Raw genomic sequence first — 21,056 nt, 5'->3', positions numbered from 1 at the left:
GACGGTGGTGAATGCGAATGAAGAAGAATAAAACACGGCTCGACAATATGACTGCTTATACCATGCTTATACCTATCGTGGTGCTGCTGACTATTTTTGTCGTCATCCCGTTTGTTTACGCCCTCTATGTCAGTTTCTACGACTGGAGCTTTTATCAGGAATCCCAGTTTGTCGGCTGGCGAAATTTCATCAATGTGCTTAACGATCCGCTGTTTATGAAAGCCATCGTAACCGGCTTGAAATTTGCTTTGTTTGTTGTTCCTGCTCAAATGATTCTCGCTTTTTTGTTCGCGCATGTCATTCGATCGATGGGTACGAAGCTTTCCGGATTCGTAAAAACATTGATTTATATTCCGACGATTATATCGGGTATTGTCGCTTCGATTATTTTCGTGTTTATTTTCGATTACAACGCCGGTCTTGCCAACGTTTTCGTTAATCAGTTCGGCGTGGAAAACCAGGCTTGGCTTGCCGATGTGAAGACGGCGCTTGGAAGCATCGCGCTGCCTGCGATATGGCTTGGCTTCGGGATTACGACGCTGATTATGCTCGCCGGATTGCTTGATATTCCTGAAAGCTATTATGAGGCCGCAGATCTTGAAGGAGCCGGTTCATGGACAAAGATGATCCATATTACGATTCCTTTGCTCAAAAACATCGTATTGTTCTTGCTGATTACCGGCTTTACGGGCGCCATTCAGCAGTTCGAGCTCTCGCTGGTTATGACGGGCGGGGGACCGCTTGACGAAACGACGACGCCGAATTTGTATATCTTCAACCATTTCCGGAACGACGTCCTTGTCGGCCATTCGATCGCTTCGGCACTTCTTTTGTTCGTTGTGCTCGGAAGCATCTCGGCCATTATTTTTAAAGTGCTTAATTCGGAAAAAGCGGTTGACGGTTAAGCGAGCATGCGAATGGAGGAGAGAAAGCGATGAAATTACAGGAGCAAACCGTAAAAACGATCATGTACGTAATCGGCATCCTGATAGCGGTTGTGGCATTGTTTCCGCTCGTATGGATGGTGATCGCCGGCTTCAAGGGCAAGACCGAGGTGCTGTCGACGCCGTTCCGGTTTTTTCCGGAAAAGTGGCTGTTTTCGAATTACGGCACCATATTGTCAGATCCGATGTTTCTTAAATCGATGGGTGTTACATTCACCGGCGCGGTTCTCTTTGCCGCGTTAAGCTTATTGATTAATTCCATGGCGGCTTATGTGTTCGCCAGGCTCGAATTCCGCTTTAAGCGCACATTATGGGTGTTCGTCATCTGTACGATGTTCATCCCCGGCATGGCCATTCTCCTCACTTCCTTTATCGTAGTGACCGAGATGAAAATGCTGGACACGATGGCCGTTCTTATATTGCCTGGCGCAGCCTCGGCCGGACATATGTTCTTTATCCGCCAGTTTTATTTAAACATTCCGCTGGCGCTCGAGGAAGCTGCGCTTATCGATGGCGCTAACAGGTGGAGAATTTTCACAAGCATCTTCTTTCCAATGTCCTACCCGGTATTCGTTATCGTCGGGATCGGCTCCTATCTCGGCTATTGGAACTCCTTCATATGGCCGACGATGACGATTACGAATCCTGAATTGTTCCAAATCATGCAGTTCCTGAACACATTCCGCTCCGAGCGTTCGACGGAGATGGGTCTGTTGATGGCCGGCTCTACGCTTGCGGCGATTCCGACGATCATCTTGTTCCTCATTTTCCAAAAGTACATTATTAAAGGCATCAAAATTTCAGGCTTAAAGTAAAGGGAGGCGTCTCTTCATGATAGAACTGGCGAATGGCTGTATTCGCATCGGCATTAGTGGGACGGACGGATCGATCCAAAGTTTGTTTGACCAACGCAGCAATAAGGAATATGTTGCAGCCGATGGAGCTGGAGAGCCGTTCCGTCTTGAAACCGACGGCGGAATACGGAGTGCTTTTGAGCAATTTTCGTGCGAGGAGCGGCAGACAGCCGGGAAGCAAGAGGCGAGCCTAACGTGGCGCGTATCGGAAGGCCTGACGGTAAAAGCGGTAATCAGCATTTCCGAAGGATGCGATGAGATCGAATTCCGCTGCGAGGCGATGAACGAAACAAACGATCGGATCGTCAGCCTGGAATACCCGATTATCGGCGGTATTGGCGCCATCACGGAGGGAGGTGAAAATGATTACGCAGCGCACAGCTTCGCGACGGGGTTCAAAGTACGCAATCCTTTGAAGCATTTCGAGAAGGACGGCGCGGGCTTGCGGTTCATGCCTTATCCGGAAAGCTTCTCCGGCGCTTCGATGCAGTTCTTTACCTATTACGGCTTAAATGAGGGCGGTCTCTACTTTGCGGCGCTGGACGGAGAAGGTTATGCCAAATGGCTGAATTTCTACAAGAACGACGGCGGGTTGCTCGAAGCGTCCTTTATTCACGGCTGCGAGGATATGGGAGCCGGCAAAGGCATTCGCACAGATTATCCGATCGTTGTGAAGCCGCTCGAAGGACGCGACTGGTACGAGGCCGCCGATCTTTACAAGGCATGGGCTGAGCGGCAAAGCTGGTGCTCGAAAGGAAAGCTAATCGATCGTAAGGATGAGGACAGCTGCAAGTGGCTGCATGAGACGATGGGTGCTGCCACCTTCGGCATTAACGCCGGCTCCGATCGAACCGAGTGGCTGCGCAAATACCATGAGCATATCCGTACGCCAATGTTCCACATTCTAGGGCCGGACTGGTCGAACGCGCCGCAAACGTTCTATAAGGGCGTTCCTGGCGGGTTTGACGATTGGTTCCCGACACGCTTCAACCGGGAAAATATTGAGGCGATGAAGGGCTATGGCGATAAATACGCTCCATTCGAGTTCGATTACCTGTTCCATATGGAAGGAGCCGACGGAGAACGCGGGAAGGAAGCAGCGCAAAAATTTCCGGAGAAAGAGAAACTGAAATCAATCGATGCCTACCGGTTCCCGTTTATTTGTCCGGCAGCCGATTATACGCAGCAATTTCATGTAGACCGTGATGAGGCGCTTCAGCGGAATGATGATGTGGATTCTATCTACTACGACATATCGGCCAATAACATTATGAAGATATGTTTAGACGATTCTCATGGGCATCCGGTTGGCGCCGGCAGGGCGATCAACGAAGCGTACCGGCAAAATTATATCCGGACGAAAGCGGCGATGATCGAGGCAGCCGGCCGTTATGTGCCGATGGGCACGGAGATGATGAACGAGACGCTTCTGGACGTGCTCGATTATTACCAGGCCCGCGCGGGCGGACAGCCGGCAGCGCCGCTCGAAGGCTATCCGCTGCGCGATTTGCTCAAAACCGGCGAAGCCGAGCTTATCCCGATGTTCGCTTACGTGTATCACGAATACGGTGCGGTGCGTCTGGACGGCTGGGGCAAGCTGGTCGAGGAAATCGGTTCGCTTTACTATTTTACGGTTGCGCGTACGTATTTATGGGGCGGCTTGTATGAGCTGAACTATGAATACAGCCCGATGGAAGCGCTGGACGGGCGTGAAAATACGCCGGAAGAGCACTACTATCCATTCGAGCCGAGAGGATATGCCTTCTCCGCCGTTCGAGCCGATTACTTGGCTCAGTTCGCTGATCTGCGCACGGGAGCTGGCAACAAATATTTGGCCTACGGCATGATGCTGCCTCCGCTTCACTTTGAGCGCGGCCGCATTAGCGCGGATTGGTTCCACTACAATCACGGTAAGGAAACAAAAGAATACAACGATTCCGGCGAGCTGGAGGTCGATGCGGTCGTCCATTCCGCCTGGCGCTACAAAGAGGAGAGCGTAGGTTTGTTCTTCGCTAACGTAAGCGGCGAAAGCCGCCGGGTGAAAGCATCTGCCGAGCCGATTCGTTACGGACTTGCCGGCTCTTCGTTCCAGTATGTTCTGCATACGGGCGGGGCCGGCGGGGAAACCACCGTACTTACGCCTCTGGGAGACGGCTCCTTCGAGCTGGATATTCCGGCTAGAAGCGTCGTCCTGCTTGAAATTCATTAATGATTATGCAAAGGCTTAACGTCTTGCAAGGAAAGCATCCGGTCAGTCCGACATGAACCATAAACATGTGGAGAAGGATGGTGCAAGAAGAATGAGAAGAAAATTGCTTTTGTCATTATTGGTATTCCAATTGGTGTTCTGCTCCCTGCTCATCGCAACGGCCGAGGCGGTCACACCGACCAGCTTAGAGATGGTTGCGCGCGTAACAGGGGTTAAACCGGCAGGAGAGACGATGCCTAATCCGAATCAGACGGATGTGAATTACCAAATTACCGGGACGGATCTGGGTATCGTATGGGATAAAGGAGGCGGACAATATTTCGTCCTCTTCGGCGATACGAACGGCTTTGGTCCTAACGACTGGCGCAGCAATACGCTAGCCATATCATCGGATACGAATCTGGCCGACGGCTTGTCCTTCGACACGATGATTCAGGATACGCCGGGGCATGCCAAAGAGATTTTGCCTTCCAAAAAAATCAATTTCGATGAACAGACCGTTATTCCAACCGCGGGAATCACCGTGGGCAACCGTCATTATATCCACTATATGTCCGTCAACCATTGGGGGGATGCAGGGCTCTGGTATACCAATTATTCCGGCATCGCTTACTCAGACAACAACGGCGCGACGTGGACAAAGCATGCGACGGCCAGATGGTACAACAATACAACCACATGGGATAACAAATTCCAAATGGCAGCTATGGTTAAGGACAACGGCTTCGTCTACATGTACACCACGCCGAACGGACGTTTCGGGGATGTATATCTGGCCCGCGTACCCGAGAACAGCCTGCTCGATATTAACGCTTACCGTTACTGGGACGGCAACGGCTGGTCAACAAGCCAATCGTCCGCGTATGCAATCGCTAACGGCGTGGCCGGAGAGCTGTCCGTCGCTTACAACTCCCATTTCAAACGTTATATGATGACCTACCTGAACGAGCATCGCCAAGCCATCGTCATGAGGGATGCGCCGACTCCTGTCGGGCCTTGGAGCGGAGAAAAAATATTGGTTCCTGGCAACTTCACGGGATTGGGGCAATATAACGCCTTTATGCACCCCTTGTCTAACAACAGCGCCACGCTTTATTTCATCATGTCGACTTGGTACCCGGATTATAATACGCATCTGATGAAAGCGACGCTTTCCGCCGACATGTTCGGCGACAATATCGTGACCGAGCCCGGCTTCGAAACGCAGACGCAGACACCGGTCATGGCGCCGTGGCATGTGGTTGGCGAAGGTGGAATTGATCGAAATCTAGGTCAAGCCCGCACGGGAGAGGATAATGGCTACGTCCGAAACGGCAGCGGCTGGAATGCGATAAAGCAGCGTGTCGTCGTTCAACCGTTCACGAACTACACCTTAAAGGGATGGGTTAGAACGTCGGGCAATAACAACGACGGGTATTTTGGAGCGCGTGTGCCTAATGACGGCATTGTTCTCGGCGAGGTTCCGTTTGATTCCTACGCGAATTATACCGAGCTAACGGTGCCATTCAACTCCGGGGCGAATAATTTTGTCGAGCTGTACACGGGCATGTGGGCAAACGGGGATACTTGGGTTCAGGTAGACGATGTGAGCCTGGTCAGAGAAACGAACCTTGTCGGGCACGCCGGATTCGAATCGCAGCCAGCGTCTGCGGTTAGCTCGCCTTGGTATTTGAATGGCAACGGAGGCATTGACCGGAATGCAGGATTCGCCCATACGGGACTCAATAATGCGTTCGCGAGATACGGAACCGGCTGGAACGCGGTGAAGCAGGAAGTGTTCGTCGAAAGAAATACGAATTATACGCTGTCCGCGTGGATCCGCACATCCGCGAACAATAACGACGGCTATTTTGGCGCGAGACTTTTAAACGGAGGCACGATCCTGAATGAGACGCCGTTCGCCAGCTTGCCGGGTTATACGAAGCATACCGTGCAGTTTAATTCCGGCAATGCGCACAGCGTGGAAATCTATGCGGGGATGTGGGCGAACGGCGGCGATACCTGGATACAGGTCGACGACTTCAGCCTGACCAAAAATTGACAGCGAGAGGAGCAGACTCATGAAAGCGCTTGTAATTGACAGACCGCATCATGCTTCCGTGCAGGAGGTGCCTTACCCGTCGCCTGGACGGGACGAGGTTGTCATTCGCGTGGAGAGGGTCGGTATTTGCGGGACCGACTTTCATATCTTCGAAGGGGAGTTTCTGTCCCCTTATCCGATTATTCCCGGTCATGAGTTTTCGGGAACAATCCATGAATGCGGCGAGGGAGTGGAGGGATTTCGGATCGGCGAGCGGGTAACCGCCGATCCTTCCCTGTTCTGCGGACGCTGCGTCTACTGCATCACGAACAGGGGCAACCAATGCGAGAACTGGGGAGCGCTCGGCAATACCGTGAACGGAAGCATGGCGGAGTTCGTGGCCGTGCCGGCGCGGAACGTTATCCGCATACCGGACTCGATGTCCTTCGAGACAGCTGCGTTCATCGAGCCGATCGCCTGCGTGGTGCATGCGATGAACAGGCTTCGGCTAAAAGCCGGCAATTCCGTACTGCTGCTTGGCGCAGGGGCGATGGGTCAGCAGCTTGTGCAGACTTTATCCCGGTCCGGCGCATCGCGGCTTACGGTCGTTGACGTATCGGAGACCAAGCTTGCGCTCGCAAGGTCGCTTGGCGCTACGGAAACGGTCAACGTGCGGGATAAATCCCCTCTTGCCGGTGTGAAGTTCGACGTCGTCGTTGACGCGACCGGCATTCCTGCCGTTATCGAGGATGCCTTCTCCTATTTGGGCAAGACGGCGACTTATTTGCAGTTCGGCGTGACGCCGAAGGATGCCCAGATCCGCATCAATCCCTTCGATCTTTATCATAAGGATTGGACGATTTTAGGCTCGATGGCTATCAATTATACGTTCCTGCCCGCGTTCGAATGGGTGAAGGAGGGGAGAATCCAGCTGGAGCCTCTTGTGTCTAAAGTTATTTCATTAGAGGAAACAGCCGAATTTCTTGCAAAGCCAAAGGATCCCGAGCTGTTGAAAGTGCAGATCAAGCTTTAATGGGAAAGGAGTTTTCTAAGATGTATACGAAAGAGCAGCTGTATGTCGATAACACGCAGCGCACTTATCCCGGTGAAGCGAAGGAAGCAGCTTTTCTGCTTGGCGGGATCGGAACAGGCAATATATCGCTCGGCAGCCGGGGAGAGCTGCGGGATTTTGAAATTTTCAATAACCCGGCGAAAGGCAGCTCGCTGCCGAACACCTTTTTTGCGATTCGAGTGAAGCCTGAAGGGGGAGAGCCGGTTGCCAGAGTGCTGGAGTCGAAGCTGCAGCCGCCGCATTCGCTGTCTCACGGCTATCATCCGCTGACGGCGGGCGGACTGCCCCGGCTGGATCGGTCAGAACTGACAGGAACGTATCCGGTTGCCCAGATCGCATTCGAGGATGCCAAGCTGCCAGTCCGTGTGGAGCTGGAGGCGTTTACGCCAATGATTCCGCTTGAGCCGGACGATTCGGGCATCCCGGCTGCCATTCTAACCTACCGGGTAACGAATACGGGCGACAAGCCTGTCGAAGCGGTCATTGCAGGTTCGCTCATTAATCCGGTAGGAGGGCTTTCCTACGATCGCTTTGGAAACCTGCACCCGGATATGACATGTGGTGAAAACGTGAACGAATTCAGGGAGACGGAGGATGCGTCAGGTTTGTATCTGTATTCGAAGAAGTGGCAAGCCGGTGATTTGCAATACGGCAATCTGTCACTGATGACGACTAACCGAAATGCAACCTTTAAACGGGTATGGCTGCGGGGGGCCTGGTATGACTTTTTGCAGGAGTTTTGGGATGATTTCACGGAAGACGGTCGATTGAATGACCTAGGATATGACACCTCCTCTGCGGAGCATCGAACGGACACGGGATCGCTTGGCGTAATCGAATCGCTGGAGCCCGGAGAGACGAGGGAATTCCGCTTCATCCTGTCATGGAGCTTTCCGAATCGGATGAACGGCTGGTACGAGCATGTTCGTGATAAACGTCCCGGCAAGGAGACGGTTCGCAACCGGTACGCGGCCCGGTTCGCCGACTCCTGGGAAGCCGGTCTATATACCGTTCGCCATTTTGATCGGCTCTATGGCGGCACTTTGGCTTTCCGTGACGCCCTTCACGGAAGCACTCTGCCAGGCTATGTGCTCGAAGCTCTGTCAGGCAACTTGCCGGTGCTGCGCAGCACGACCTGTTTTTGGCTGGAAGACGGAAGGTTCTTTGGTTATGAAGGAACCTTCGATGATCTAGGGTCATGTGAAGGCACATGCACGCATGTGTGGAATTATGCGCAGACTTTAGCGTTTCTTTATCCGACGCTCGAGCAAAGCATGCGCCGGATCGAGTTTCTGGAAGAGCTCGACGAGAATGGGATGATGGCGTTCCGGGCGATGAGGATGTTCGATTGCGAGTGGCACTGGGAAGGAAGAAAGGCGCCAGCCGCAGCAGACGGTCAGCTTGGCTCGGTTATGCGGGTGTGCCGCGAATGGAAGCTGTCAGGCGATTCTGCTTTTCTCGCCGAGCTGTGGCCGCATGTGAAGCGGGCGCTTGATTTTTCATTTGCGCATTGGGATCTCGACGGGGATGCGGTACTGGAAGGCAAGCAGCACAATACTTACGATATAGAGTTTTACGGTCCGAATCCGTTAACCGGCTTTATGCTGCTCGGAGCTCTTAAGGCAGCGTCGGCTATGGCGGCAGGGATAGAAGACGGCGAAGCAGCGGAGCGGTACGAGCAGCTTTATCAACAAAGCGCCGCGCGTCTCTGTCAACTGACGTGGAACGGAGAGTACTTCGTTCAGCGTCTCGATGACGTCAATGCGCACAAGTATCAGCACGGCCCGGGCTGCTTGTCGGATCAGTTGTTCGGACAGCAGCTGGCCCATCTGTACGGTCTCGGCTATTTGGCGGATGAGGAGCAGGTAAAAAGCGGCATTCAGGCCGTCTACCGCCACAATTTCAAAAGCAGCTTCGAGAATCATGCCAATTGTCAGCGTGCTTACGTGCTCCATGACGAAGGGGGGCTGCTGATGTGCTCTTGGCCGAATGGAGGAAGACCGAAGCTTCCGTTTGTCTACTCCGATGAGGTATGGACGGGTGTTGAATATCATGTTGCGACGACCTTGATTTACGAAGGTTATGTCGACGAGGGCCTTACTGTCGTTAAAGCGGTGCGCGACAGGCATGACGGATTCCGGCGCAATCCATGGAATGAAGTGGAATGCGGCCATCATTACGCGCGGTCGATGGCCAGCTGGGGCTTGCTCGTCGCCTTAAGCGGTTTCGAGTTTGATATGGCCAAAGGCGTAATGAGGTTCAATCCGGTACTGAAACAAGACGTTTACTCGACATTTTGGAGCACGGGGAAAGGCTGGGGCATCTACAGGCAAACGAAGAACCCGGACACGGGTGAATTCACGTTTCAGGTTGATGTTCTGTCTGGCGACATGAGCGGGGTCAGGGTAGAGGCTTGCGGTACTTGGATTGCATTATAAGAGGCAGTGGAAATGAAGTGCTACGGGGTATTGGTCATTCAGACAGACAAGGAGGAAACATGAAATGAAACGAATCAATTTGAAGGCGATCGGTTCCAGCATACTTGCAACGACGCTTATGCTTACGATAGCATTGCCCTCTTTCGCCGACGGGCTACCGGCGCCGGAGGATACGGCTGCCTTTGAACTGACGGCAAGCAAAGCGACAAAGATATCAAGAGTGACAGGTGCTACCCGCGAGGGAGAAACCGTACCGAATCCAAATCAGACTCATACAAATTACGCCTTGACGGCTACTGATTTGGGTATCATGTGGGATGCGACTACGGACAATGGCAGCAAAAAAGTAATGGTCGCATTCGGCGATTCCTATGACGATGGTTGGGGCGGCTTCGGAGGCGGCGGCAGCGGCGCGGGTTGGAGAAGCAATTTACTTGCGGTGTCGGAGGATGCGGTACTCTCGGACGGCTTGTCCTTCTCTTCGATGATTATGGATGAGAATAAAGCCGGCTATTCCAAAGAAATCATCGGCTCTGTCCACGATACATCCGGAAGCGGCGATTTCACCGCGATTCCGACTGCGGGAATAACGGTTGGCACAAGGCATTATATCCATTATATGCAGATTAAGAATTGGGGCGCTAACGGCCGCTGGAACACGAACTTCTCCGAAATCGCATATTCGGACGACGAGGGTCAGAACTGGACGAAATCCGGCACGAAATGGAGCGGTACGAGCAAATTTGCCCAAGCAGCCTACGTGAAAGACGGCGGCTACGTCTATATGTTCGGAACGTCTGCCGGCCGGTTCGACAGCGCTTACTTGGCAAGAGCGGCTGAAGGCGACATGCTCCTGAAGGAGCAATACGAATATTGGAACGGCTCGGGCTGGTCTAAAAATAACGAAGCGGCGGCAGTCGCGGTCGTGGACGCTCCGGTCAGCGAATTATCCGTTGCGTATAATTCTTATTACGATAAGTGGATCATGACTTATTTGAATGAGAACCGCTATGCAATCGTCATGCGGAGCTCCACAAGCTTGACGGAAGGCTGGTCCGCCGAGACCGAAATCGCAACAGGAGAGGAATATCCGGGATTGTACGGCGGGTTCATTCATCCCTGGACAAATGACGGCCAAGATTTGTATATGCTGATGTCGGAATGGGGGCCTTATAATGTGTTCCTGATGCATGCCAAGCTGGACATCGGCACGCCGGCGCATAATCTTATTGCAGACCCTTCCTTCGAGAAGCAGGACTCGGAAACGATCTCTGCCCCGTGGACGCTTGAAGCAGGAAAGGGCGGCATCGACCATGCGACGTTGTCGAGAGCGGGCAGCAACAACGTTTGGCTGAGAAATACGGCTGGCTGGAATGCGATCACGCAAGTAGTGGACGTCGAAGCGAATACGGAATATAGGCTTACCGGCTTCGTTAAGACCTCGCAAAACAATAATGCCGGCTATTTCGGCGTTAGGGATTCCGCAGGCGGTATTTTGAAGGAAACGAAATTTGAAAGGTTTGACAATTATTCGAAACTATCGGTCCGTTTCAATTCCGGAAGCAACACGCAGGTGAAAATATTTACGGGAATGCACACGAACGGCGACACATGGATTCAAGCAGACGATTATTCGCTGCTGCCTGTTGATACCACGCCTCCTGTTATCACACTGCGCGGCGAAGCGGCGATTGAAGTGCGGCTAGGCGGCGCCTTTACCGACGAAGGAGCTTCGGCTTTCGATAGCGCGGACGGCGATTTGTCGCATAAAATTGTCGTAGAGGGCAGCGTAGACCGGACGATTGTCGGGACTTATACCTTGACCTACAAAGTAACGGACTCGGAAGGCAATACAGCCGTTCCTGTCACAAGAGAGGTGAAGGTTACGGGCGCGGCATACAGCGTAAGCGGCGTTTCCTTCACGGATGCCGAAGGAAAAGTCATCTCGAAACTTCCGAAAAAAGGCTTCGTTACCGCCAGCGCGGACGTGAGAAACAACACGGGAGCAGCGAAAGACGTTACGCTCGTTGCGGTCCTGTATAATAAAAAAGGCGAAATCGAGAATGTAGCCGGCGTAACGAAATCGCTTGCCTCGGGCGCAAAGGAAACCTTTATCGGAGGCTTTAAAATGCCGGGGAACAATGCCGGGTATACATTAAAAGTATTTATCGCGAACTCGTTGAAAGACCTAAAGCCTGTATCCAATGCAGCCGTATTGCAATAAGCAAGGATGTTTCCCCTTCCGCAGATCCTGGATAAGCGGAAGGGGATTATTTTTATTGATGACGGAAAAAAAACATGCTAATGTAAAATGTGAAATCGATTGCAGAACGGCAGCGGCACGGCTGCTATGAAGCTGGAGGAATAGATGAGTAAAAACACGATTTATCAAATCGCAGAGCAGGTTGGCGTATCTCCTTCAACGGTTTCGAGAGCGCTTTCTGGCAATGGCTATTGCGGGAAAAGAACCAAACTGAAAATTATGGAGGCAGCCAAAGCATTAAATTATGCGCCCGACCAAGCTGCCAAAATGCTGAAAACCCGAAAAACGAATAAAATCATTTTTGCCGTACCCGACATATGCAATCCCTTTTACTTCGATATGATTAACGGGATCAACCAGGTGGCTGAGGAATACGGCTACTTGCTGATTCTGTTTTATACCAAGCATCGATTGTCGGAGGAACTGAAGGCGATTCAGAACGTAAAGGAAAGGGCAGCAGACGGCATGATCATGGTTTCGTTTCATTTTTGCGAGGAAAATATACAAGCGATAAACGACCTTTCAGCTCCAGTGGTTCTAACCAATCAATACGTATCGCCCGCAGGAGAAGACCGATTTGATTATGTGTACGTGGATACGTTCGCGGGTACGAAACAGGGGACCGAGCATCTGATCCAGCAAGGAATGGAGAGGATTGCATTTATTGGAGGCAGCCTGCGTGAGCAAACGGGCCTTCAAAGGTATGGCGGTTATCGCGAAGCTTTGCTTGAGGGCGGATTGCCGTACGCGGATGAACTGGTCAAGGAGTCCGATTATACGGAAGCCGGCGGTTACGAGGCTGCAAAGCAGCTTCTCTTGCTGAACAATCGTCCGCAGGCCATCGTTGCGGCAAACGACTTGATGGCAATCGGCGTGATGCATGCATGCGAGGAGGCAGGGTTGTCGATCCCGCGCGATATGGCTGTTGTAGGAATGGATAATCTCGATATCTCATCGCGGGTTCACCCAAAGCTTACCTCCGTTTCCCTTATGCAGGAGGAGATCGGTAAGCAGGCTGCACGCATTTTGATGAATAGGCTGCACGGTAATGATATCTCCGATAGAGCAGTGAAAATGATGCCAAAGCTGGTCGTCAGGCAATCGAGCAAGCGGCAGGCTAGCGACTCGAATATATAGAAGCGGAGAGATCACACACGATGCTGAAGCAGAAGCTGATTCGACACATGAACCTTCAAAAGAAAATAACGATGCTTCTCGTTCTGTCTATTTTCATTCCGCTTACCTTGTTTGGTTATATATTTTATCAGAGCTCAAATCAATTCGTTGCTGACCGTACGGAAAAGGAAACGAATCAGCTGCTGCATTTGGTCAACCAGAACGTCGATCGGCTGTTGAATGAATATGAAGCGCAATTGAAATCGATATACGAAAACGAGAACGTCATTTTACAGCTAAGCCAAATAAACCGGCAAGCAGACGGAGGAGAGGCTCAGTTGTCTGCCGATTCCATTAACCGTTATTTGCGAAATTTCCTTCGGGGGAAGGATGACCTGGACTCCATTTACTTATTTAGCGGCGAAAAGATGTTTTTTGCCGATTTTAAAGGATCGCAATATTATGAGGAGCAATTTCGAAATCATCCCCATTGGCAGCAAGCGGTGAAGGATGCCGGCGGAAGAGCGGTGTGGATACCGACTTATGAGCTGCCTGTCAACCGGTATACCTTCGAGCCTTCCCATTATTTCTCGATCGGGATGCAGGTGAAGAACGTTGCCGATGTCATGCAGACGCTCGGTTCCATCTATATCAACGTAAAGATTACGGCATTGGACCGTTTGGCAGATCAGGTGCGGGTCAGCCCTGGCGGTACTCTGCTCATAGCCGACGGCGAAGGGCATGTCATCTGGCATCGAAATTCCGAGGCTTATCGAGATTCGCTGAAAGAGATCCCTTTTTATGAAGAGCTGCTTACGGGGCAGAAGCCGTTCTCAACGGTCAAAATGAACGGACAGCTATATCAGATGAGCTACATGAAATCCGCGTACAATGGCTGGTATTATGTATCGCTTATTCCTAATACCGATTTAGCCGAGCAATCCAAGGAGCTTCGGCAATTTTTAATCGTAACCATCTTCGCCTTTGGCGCATCGTTTATATTGCTTGCCTTATGGGTGTCCAGGTTCATTACGAAACCGATTAGACAGATGGCGGTTGCCATGAAACAGATCCATAAGGAAAATGTCGACTTTCTGCTGCCCGTTGCATCCGAGGATGAAATCGGTCTCCTGAATGCGGCTTTTAACAGTATGAGAAGAAGGATTAATGAGTTGATCCATGAGGTTCGGGTCGTTTCCGAGAAAGAAAAGGAGGCGGAGGTGCGTGCGCTTCAAGCACAAATTAATCCGCATTTCGTATATAACTCGCTTGATACGATCAATTGGATGGCGATTGAACGGCAGCAGCATGATATTAGCTCGATGATCGCGGCGCTCAGCGACATTATGCGTTATGCGATCCGTCCGGGTGAGCCAAGCATCGCGCTCGAAGAAGAAATGAAATGGGCGGAAAATTACGCGTATTTGCAAAAAATGAGATTTGAGGACCGGTTCGATATCACCTTCCACGTCGATCCGACGCTGCTTCGGTTAAAGGTCCCGCGTTTGTTTTTGCAGCCGTATTTGGAAAATTCAATTTTGCACGGGATGGAAAATATCGAAGCGGGCGGTTTGATATCCGTCACGGTCATGCCTGATCTTGAGACAGGCGGCATCCGCGCTCAGCTGGTGGATAACGGGAGCGGCATAAAGGAGGACGAGCTCCAAAACATTTTGCTTCGCCGGACGCACGGCATTGGCATTTATAATTTGGATGACCGCCTGAAGCTGGAGTATGGCTCCATGTACGGCGTGACCATGCGGTCGGAATGGGGTAAAGGCACCGTTGTCACGATTATTCTTCCTCGTGATCCAATCGAGAACGGGAGCAGCGGATAAAAATGACAGTCACAGGAGGAAACCCATGTATAAAGTAATTATCGTCGATGACGAGCCGAGGGTACGGAGAGGTTTGCAGTCGCTCATCCCGCAGCTGGAACCCGATTGGACTGTAGCCGGCTCGGCATGCAATGGTATTGAGGCACTTGAGCTCGTAAGAAAAGAAAGTCCCGATTTGGTCATTACCGATATCCGAATGCCGCTTATGAACGGGCTGGATTTGCTCAGCGCCTTGAAGGAGTATCCGGTTCATGTCGTTATTTTATCGGGTTACGGTTATTTTGAATACGCGCAAACCGCTGTGAAATTCGGCGCATTCGATTATTTGCTCAAGCCGGTCAAACCGGCAGAAATAAAAAGCGTATTACTGCGGGTGAAGGCGCATAAGCAAGCGCAGGGACCAGTGGCCGCCATATTGCCAAGTCCGGTTAATTACTCGAAATGGTGGAAAGACTGGTTGTCATCTGAACCTGGGGAAGCGCAGGAGTATATGGAAAAGCTGCGTCAGCAATTACCGAAACAAGTGTCCAGCTATCAACTCATGGCTCTTGAGATCGACCGTTACGACGATCTGATTATGGACGATCAATGGGGAGACAGGCAGCTTGTTCTGTTTGCGGTCCGCAATGTCGTTCATGAGATGCTGCCGGAGCTTGGTGCCGAAAGCTCAACCTTCTTATTCGCGAACGGACCGCAGCTTTATTATTTGATCACCGATGGCCTGTGCACGCTGGAGCAATCCAAGCGCTTGATGGAAGAAGTGAGCAAATGGGTGAAAATTTCGATTTCGATTGGCGTCAGCGCAAGGCAGGACGATTTCTCTGAGCTGCCGATCGGCTTTCGGCAGGCAAAGGAAGCGCTGCAAAACAAATGGATATATGGCGACGGAATCGTCAGCGCATACGAGGATGTGGCCTTGTTGAACCGCCGGGACCTTGGATATCCTGCCGAGATTGACGAAGCGATCGTTCGATCGGTTAGGTCAGGCGAGCGCGAGAAAGCGCTGGATGGTTTGGCTGTTTTTGTGGAACGGATAAAGGAAGGCAGCATTCCCTTTCGGCAGTTCCGCCGCTTCTGCTTGCAGCTGTTGTCGTCCGTCTTCCGCATCGTTTATGAACAAAAGCTGAGTGAAATGATCCTCAAACAGATCAATCAGCCCCAGGATTTATTTCATCGTGATTTTACGGCGGAGGAATTCGTCGGCTTTCTATCGGAGCTGATTAGCCTTGTCATCGATTCAATGAAATGGAGCGTCCAGCAAAAGCAGAACCGGACGATCGAGAAAGTCGTTGAGTTCATCCGCAAAAATTATGCGAAGGACATATCGCTGGATGACGTAGCCGTTCACGCGCAGATGAGCAGCAATTATCTCAGTACTTTTTTTAAGCAGGAAACGGGGGAGACGTTCATTGAATATTTAACCCGGATCCGCGTCGACAAAGCCAAGACGCTGATGATGAACGCGCAGCTGCGGCTCTATGAAATTGCCCAGTTGGTCGGCTATCAGGACGTCAAATATTTTTCCCGGCTGTTTAAGCGTGTAGTGGGTGTGACGCCGGCGGAATATCGCCAGTTTTTTTACCGCAAGGAGGATTAGTTGAATGGGGAATGGCTTGAAAGCCGCGCATCTCATTGTTTGTTCTATGCTTGTTCTGTTTCTGGCCGCCTGCGCCAGCTATGTGGAGTCAGATGGCACGACAATCGACAAGCTGCTCAATGAATCGTCGCCAGTAGATCCGAACAAGAACAAAATCGAGCTTCGTTTATGGTCGTTCCACCAATCCCGCGAATATGATTTCTGGCAGTGGCTGGCCAAAGAATACGAAGCTGAGCATGAAAATATTAAGATCAAAGTTGAATTCGTAACCAGCGATGATTATTTCTCTAGAACGCGCTTGCTCTCCTCATTCGCTTCGGGGCAAGGGCCGGACATTTTTTTTGTGTCTCCGGCGACGATTGAGCGGTTCGTGAAGGCGAATATTTTGTATCCGCTGACGGATTCCTTCACTCCGGAAATGAAAAACGATTTTTATCCATCGGCGCTGGAATCGGTGACGGTTGGCAGAGATATTTATGCTGTCCCTATTGAGACAGAGCTGCTCGGACTTTTTTACAATAAGGAAATGTTTCGAAAAAAAGGCATTCAGCCTCCTGCGACTTGGGACGAAATGATGGTAGCCGCCAAAGAGCTCAGTACAAGCCGGGTGAGCGGATTGACCGTTGAAACCTTTGAAGGGGTATATTTAAACTTTTCCTGGCTGCCGTTTCTATGGCAGACCGGCAGCGACCTGTTAACGGAAGACGGAAAGGGGTCGGCTCTATCTGGACAAGCTTCAAAGGAGCTGTATTCGTTCTTCAAGGATATGGTTAATCAAGGGCTGTTAAATATGAGACCTTCCCGGCCGGTAACGGATATCGGCATTATCGCAAGCGGCGAGACGGCGATGCAAGTAAGCGGTACGTGGAATATCCGTACGCTGGAGACCGAATTTGCCGATGAGCCGATCGGTGTCGTGCCGCTGCCTGTTCCTAAAGGCGGAAACCCGATGACGATTGCGGGTGGATGGAAGCTTGCCGCGAGCAAACAAAGCGAACATGCGGAGGAAGCCGCAAAATTTATTATGTGGGCGTTAGCCGGAGATCCCGCAATCCCTCTTAAGTGGGTCAATGAAACCAAATTTGCTTATTCTCCGCGCAAATCAGTCATGCAAGAGGGACTGGATGATTACCGTCAAGGATTAAGAGCGGTATTTACCGATCAAATATTCGGTACGGAGCGGGAGGAGCCGCAGCTTCCGGAAGAAATAAACCGGATATTTTCCGATTCGTTGCAGCAATTGCTGTTTGGTGACGAGAGCGCTCAGCAAATCCAAGAACGAGCCGATACGCGAATCAAAAAGTATTTGGAGAACGCAAGAAAATAGTCCACCCTCCGTAAATATTTCCCGTTATATGCCCTAGCCCAAGTGGATTACACTTGGGCTATATTGATTGAAAGGGGTTACAAACAAATGGGGAAAAGATGGAAAGGGCTTGGTTTTGCCGTATTGACGCTGCTGCTTATGCTGCAGGTTGCATGCGGAAATTCGAACAATGGAGGGGAGCCTGCCAGCAATAACACAGCCAATACAGGAAAAACAGCGGACGCGGGCGAAAAGGTCAAGCTGAAATTTTGGGACTTCCATTCAGAGAAAGAAGAGGAGTTCTTCAAGGGCTTGGTCGATGAGTACAACAAGGTTCAAGATAACGTCGTCATTGAGTATTCCACTTTTAACCAAACGGATTACACGACAACGAAGCTTCCGACCGGATTTGCTTCCGGCGAAGGCCCGGATATTTACATGATCAGTCCCGGCGATTTTATGAAATTTTCCAAATCCGGTTTGATGGCTGACTTGTCACCGTACTTCCCTGAAGGCGCAAAGGAGGATTTCCTGCCTGCCTCGCTGGATGCGGTAACTGTAGACGGCAAAATATTGGCTCTGCCGTACGAGCTTGAGCTTCTTGGTCTTTATTATAACGAACAGATGCTGAAGGACGCGGGCGTCGAGGTTCCGAAAACATGGGATGAGCTGTACGCCGCATCGAAGAAGCTGACGACAGACAAGGTGGCAGGTTTGATTTTACCGCCGGATAAAGGTCCTTATTTCAACTTCATATGGTATCCGTTCCTATGGCAGCAAGGCGGCAACGTCTTGAACGAGGACGGGACGGCGTCTACCTTCAACACGCCGGAAACCGCAAAAGCGCTTGACTTCTGGGGCCGCTTCTTCAAAGAGGGAATCTCGCCGACAAAGCTGCAGCAGGGGCCATGGGAGATCGATCACCTCGGCAAAAAAACGGCTGCGATGCAAATCGTCGGTACCTGGGCAATTAATCGCGCTGAGGAAGTGTTTGGCGACGTGCCGATTAACGTAGCGCCGCTGCCGATCCCGGAAGGCGGCAAGGCAGCAACGGATGCGGGCGGCTGGAAGTTCGCAGTCAACGGCAAAAGCAAGCATGTAGATGAAGCGGCTAAATTCATTATGTGGGCGTTCGCTGAAGATCCGGAACGTGCGCTTGAATGGTGCACGGAAATTAAATTCGCATACTCGCCTCGTAAATCCGTAGTCGAGAAGGGGAAAGAAGTATACAGCAAAGGCATGCGTAAAGTATTCACGGAGCAAATTTACGATTCCGCCATTCCGGAGCCGCGTTATCCGTCTGAAGTGCTGGATGTTGTCGGTGACGCCATGCAGTACGTGATGTTCGATAAATATGACGGCGCGGGCGCAGCTCAGCAGGTAGACAGCAAAATCAACGAAGCGATTCAAGCAGCGAATAAATAATCCATGAATCAAACGAAAAGGAAGCGGGGGGTGGAGGACCGGGTTTGCGGTTCTCCGCCTGCACCGCTCCAATTGAAGGAGGATGTTCAGTGACTCCAAAACGAATAAGTGACAGAACGAGGAATGAGTGGGTCACGGCGTATGCTTTTTTGCTCCCTAACACATTAGGTTTGCTTACTTTTGTATTTATTCCGATCGTATACGCCTTTTATGTCAGCTTACACGACTGGAATGCGTTAAGTCCGAAGGTGTTCTCCGGCTTTGCTAACTATAAGGCGCTGCTGCAGGATGATTTATGGTGGAACTCCGTGCTCAAGACGCTGCTGTTCAGCGTGATATATGTCCCGTCTCTCTATATGCTCTCGCTGATCTCAGCCGTTCTGCTGAACGCGTTGAAGGGGAGAATCGTAGGTCCGGTAAGAACGATGTTTCTCATGCCGTTCGCTATTACCTCCATCATATCCGCCATTATCGGCATGTACATGCTCGATCCGCGAAACGGCGTCATTAATCATCTGTTAGGTTTCTTAGGCATAGGGCCGCAGCAGTTTCTCGGCTCCACCTCGCAGGCGATGCTTAGCATTGTCGGGGTTATATTGTGGATCAACGTCGGCTATAACATGATCATCTTCTTATCCGCTATGAAGGAAATACCGCGAGATTATTATGAGGCGGCGCAAATCGACGGCGCTACGGGCTGGAAGGCATTTCGCTGGATCACGTTTCCGCTCCTTACGGAAACGAGCACCTTCATCCTTATCGTGACCATGATCGGCTCCTTTCAGGCATTCGACCAGATCGTCGTCATGACCAAGGGCGGGCCGGCTAACGCAACGGAAGTGAGCGTTCTCTATATTTTTAAGCAGGGCTTTGAGCTTCTTAACATGGGGTATGCTTCCGCACTCGCCTTTGTTCTGTTCCTGATTATCTTTTGCTTGTCCATTATTCAGTTAAAGCTCCTCTCTTTGAGGAAATAGGCGGTGAAGAACTTGAGAATTAACAATCGAATCCTATTGCCGTCTGTCGCGGTTTTATTAGGTCTTGTGATGATTTTCCCGATTTATTTGCTCGTTATCAGCTCCTTGCGTTCCGAAACAAACGTATTCGATTTCAACTTATTGCCGACCGGGTTTGAGTTCAGCAACTTCGCAGAAGCGTGGATTGGTTCGGGGCTGCCCCGTTCGATCGTCAATTCCTTAATCGTTTCCGGCACCGTTACCGTCATTGCAATGATTTTTCATGCGATGTCGGGCTACGCGCTTGCGCGGTTTCGTTTTCCCGGGAAAGCGATCATGTTCGCTTGGATGTTAAGCACGCTCATGGTGCCGTTCGCCGTCATCATGATCCCGCTCTATCTGATTACGAAAAACTTAGGGCTGGCCAACTCGTATGCCGGCCTTATTATCCCGTCTATTTTCAATGCATACGGTATTTTCCTGTTCCGTCAGTTTTATATGGATTTTCCGAAAGAACTGGAGGAAGCGGGTTATATGGAGGGGCTCAGCTTGTCGGGCACCTTCTTCCGATTGGCGCTGCCGCTGTCCGTTCCGATCATTGTGCCGCTTACGATCGGTTTCTTCCTGACGAATTGGAATGCTTATATGTGGCCGTTAATCATTACACAGGACGAGAGCCTATGGGTTGTCCAGCAGCGGCTCGCGCATTTGGTGGGCGGAGGATATTTCACGCCATGGAACGTCGTGCTGGCAGCTGCCGTCGTCGTCGCCATACCGACCTTCATTCTGTTTTTCGTCGCGCAAAAGTATCTGGTAGAAGGCATTAAGATGAGCGGAATTAAATAGTAACCTGCAAGATGGAAAGCCATGCGGCTGGAGCGAAAACGTTCCAGCCGCATGGCTTTTTTGTCAGCTCTTTATCAGGTAAAGGGGAACTCGGCAATCCGCATGGGATCACTCCTCTTCCGTGATGATATCCTCACAGTAGTGCATGATTATTATCTCTGATGTACATTTG

At 51.2% G+C, this 21,056-nt stretch carries 14 protein-coding genes; all 14 read left to right on the top strand.

Translation table 11 applies throughout. The annotated features are described in order from the left end of the window. Positions 1-17: 17 nt before the first annotated feature. The 14 genes from MRBLPE1_RS06135 (at position 18) to MRBLPE1_RS06070 (ending at position 20,884) form a co-directional block, all read left to right on the top strand. A complete protein-coding gene (locus tag MRBLPE1_RS06135) occupies positions 18-905 on the top strand; it encodes a carbohydrate ABC transporter permease (RefSeq protein WP_364142840.1) in 888 nt (295 codons plus the stop codon). 29 nt (positions 906-934) lie between these two features. After that, positions 935-1,759: a carbohydrate ABC transporter permease gene (locus tag MRBLPE1_RS06130; RefSeq protein WP_364142837.1), complete on the top strand. Its 825-nt coding sequence runs from the start codon at positions 935-937 to the stop codon at positions 1,757-1,759. Between the two features lie 16 nt (positions 1,760-1,775). Continuing rightward, positions 1,776-4,007 (top strand): DUF6259 domain-containing protein, encoded by a 2,232-nt coding sequence (locus MRBLPE1_RS06125; protein WP_364142834.1) that lies wholly within the window; start codon positions 1,776-1,778, stop codon positions 4,005-4,007. A 91-nt stretch (positions 4,008-4,098) separates the two neighbouring features. Beyond that, positions 4,099-6,048: a DUF4185 domain-containing protein gene (locus tag MRBLPE1_RS06120; RefSeq protein ID WP_364142832.1), complete on the top strand. Its 1,950-nt coding sequence runs from the start codon at positions 4,099-4,101 to the stop codon at positions 6,046-6,048. A 19-nt stretch (positions 6,049-6,067) separates the two neighbouring features. Then, entirely contained in the window at positions 6,068-7,060 is a 993-nt protein-coding gene (locus tag MRBLPE1_RS06115) for a zinc-dependent alcohol dehydrogenase family protein (protein ID WP_364142829.1), read from the top strand. A gap of 20 nt (positions 7,061-7,080) precedes the next feature. Next, the gene (locus MRBLPE1_RS06110; protein ID WP_364142827.1) at positions 7,081-9,537 is read left to right on the top strand and encodes a GH116 family glycosyl-hydrolase; all 2,457 of its coding nucleotides are present in this window, start codon (positions 7,081-7,083) and stop codon (positions 9,535-9,537) included. Positions 9,538-9,601: 64 nt separating this feature from the next. Continuing rightward, positions 9,602-11,761, top strand: coding sequence for a DUF4185 domain-containing protein (locus tag MRBLPE1_RS06105; RefSeq protein ID WP_364142824.1), 2,160 nt, complete (start codon positions 9,602-9,604; stop codon positions 11,759-11,761). A 144-nt stretch (positions 11,762-11,905) separates the two neighbouring features. After that, positions 11,906-12,937, top strand: a complete 1,032-nt coding sequence (locus tag MRBLPE1_RS06100; RefSeq protein ID WP_364142821.1) for a LacI family DNA-binding transcriptional regulator — start codon at positions 11,906-11,908, stop codon at positions 12,935-12,937. Positions 12,938-12,957: 20 nt separating this feature from the next. After that, positions 12,958-14,754, top strand: a complete 1,797-nt coding sequence (locus MRBLPE1_RS06095; protein ID WP_364142818.1) for a cache domain-containing sensor histidine kinase — start codon at positions 12,958-12,960, stop codon at positions 14,752-14,754. 25 nt (positions 14,755-14,779) lie between these two features. After that, on the top strand, positions 14,780-16,351 hold the full coding sequence (locus MRBLPE1_RS06090; protein WP_364142816.1) for a response regulator: 1,572 nt from the start codon (positions 14,780-14,782) through the stop codon (positions 16,349-16,351). A gap of 4 nt (positions 16,352-16,355) precedes the next feature. Continuing rightward, complete coding sequence (locus tag MRBLPE1_RS06085; protein ID WP_364142813.1) at positions 16,356-17,678, top strand: ABC transporter substrate-binding protein; 1,323 nt, start codon at positions 16,356-16,358, stop codon at positions 17,676-17,678. A gap of 87 nt (positions 17,679-17,765) precedes the next feature. Continuing rightward, on the top strand, positions 17,766-19,082 hold the full coding sequence (locus tag MRBLPE1_RS06080) for an ABC transporter substrate-binding protein (RefSeq protein WP_364142811.1): 1,317 nt from the start codon (positions 17,766-17,768) through the stop codon (positions 19,080-19,082). Between the two features lie 89 nt (positions 19,083-19,171). Further along, a complete protein-coding gene (locus MRBLPE1_RS06075) occupies positions 19,172-20,059 on the top strand; it encodes a carbohydrate ABC transporter permease (protein WP_364142808.1) in 888 nt (295 codons plus the stop codon). A gap of 12 nt (positions 20,060-20,071) precedes the next feature. Then, positions 20,072-20,884: a carbohydrate ABC transporter permease gene (locus MRBLPE1_RS06070; RefSeq protein ID WP_169082476.1), complete on the top strand. Its 813-nt coding sequence runs from the start codon at positions 20,072-20,074 to the stop codon at positions 20,882-20,884. Positions 20,885-21,056: the final 172 nt, after the last annotated feature.

It is taken from the genome of Paenibacillus sp. LPE1-1-1.1, assembly GCF_040676435.1.
Lineage (GTDB): Bacteria > Bacillota > Bacilli > Paenibacillales > Paenibacillaceae > Pristimantibacillus.
Note: the sequence above shows the minus strand (reverse complement) of the source record. Positions and strands in the feature narration are given on the sequence as shown.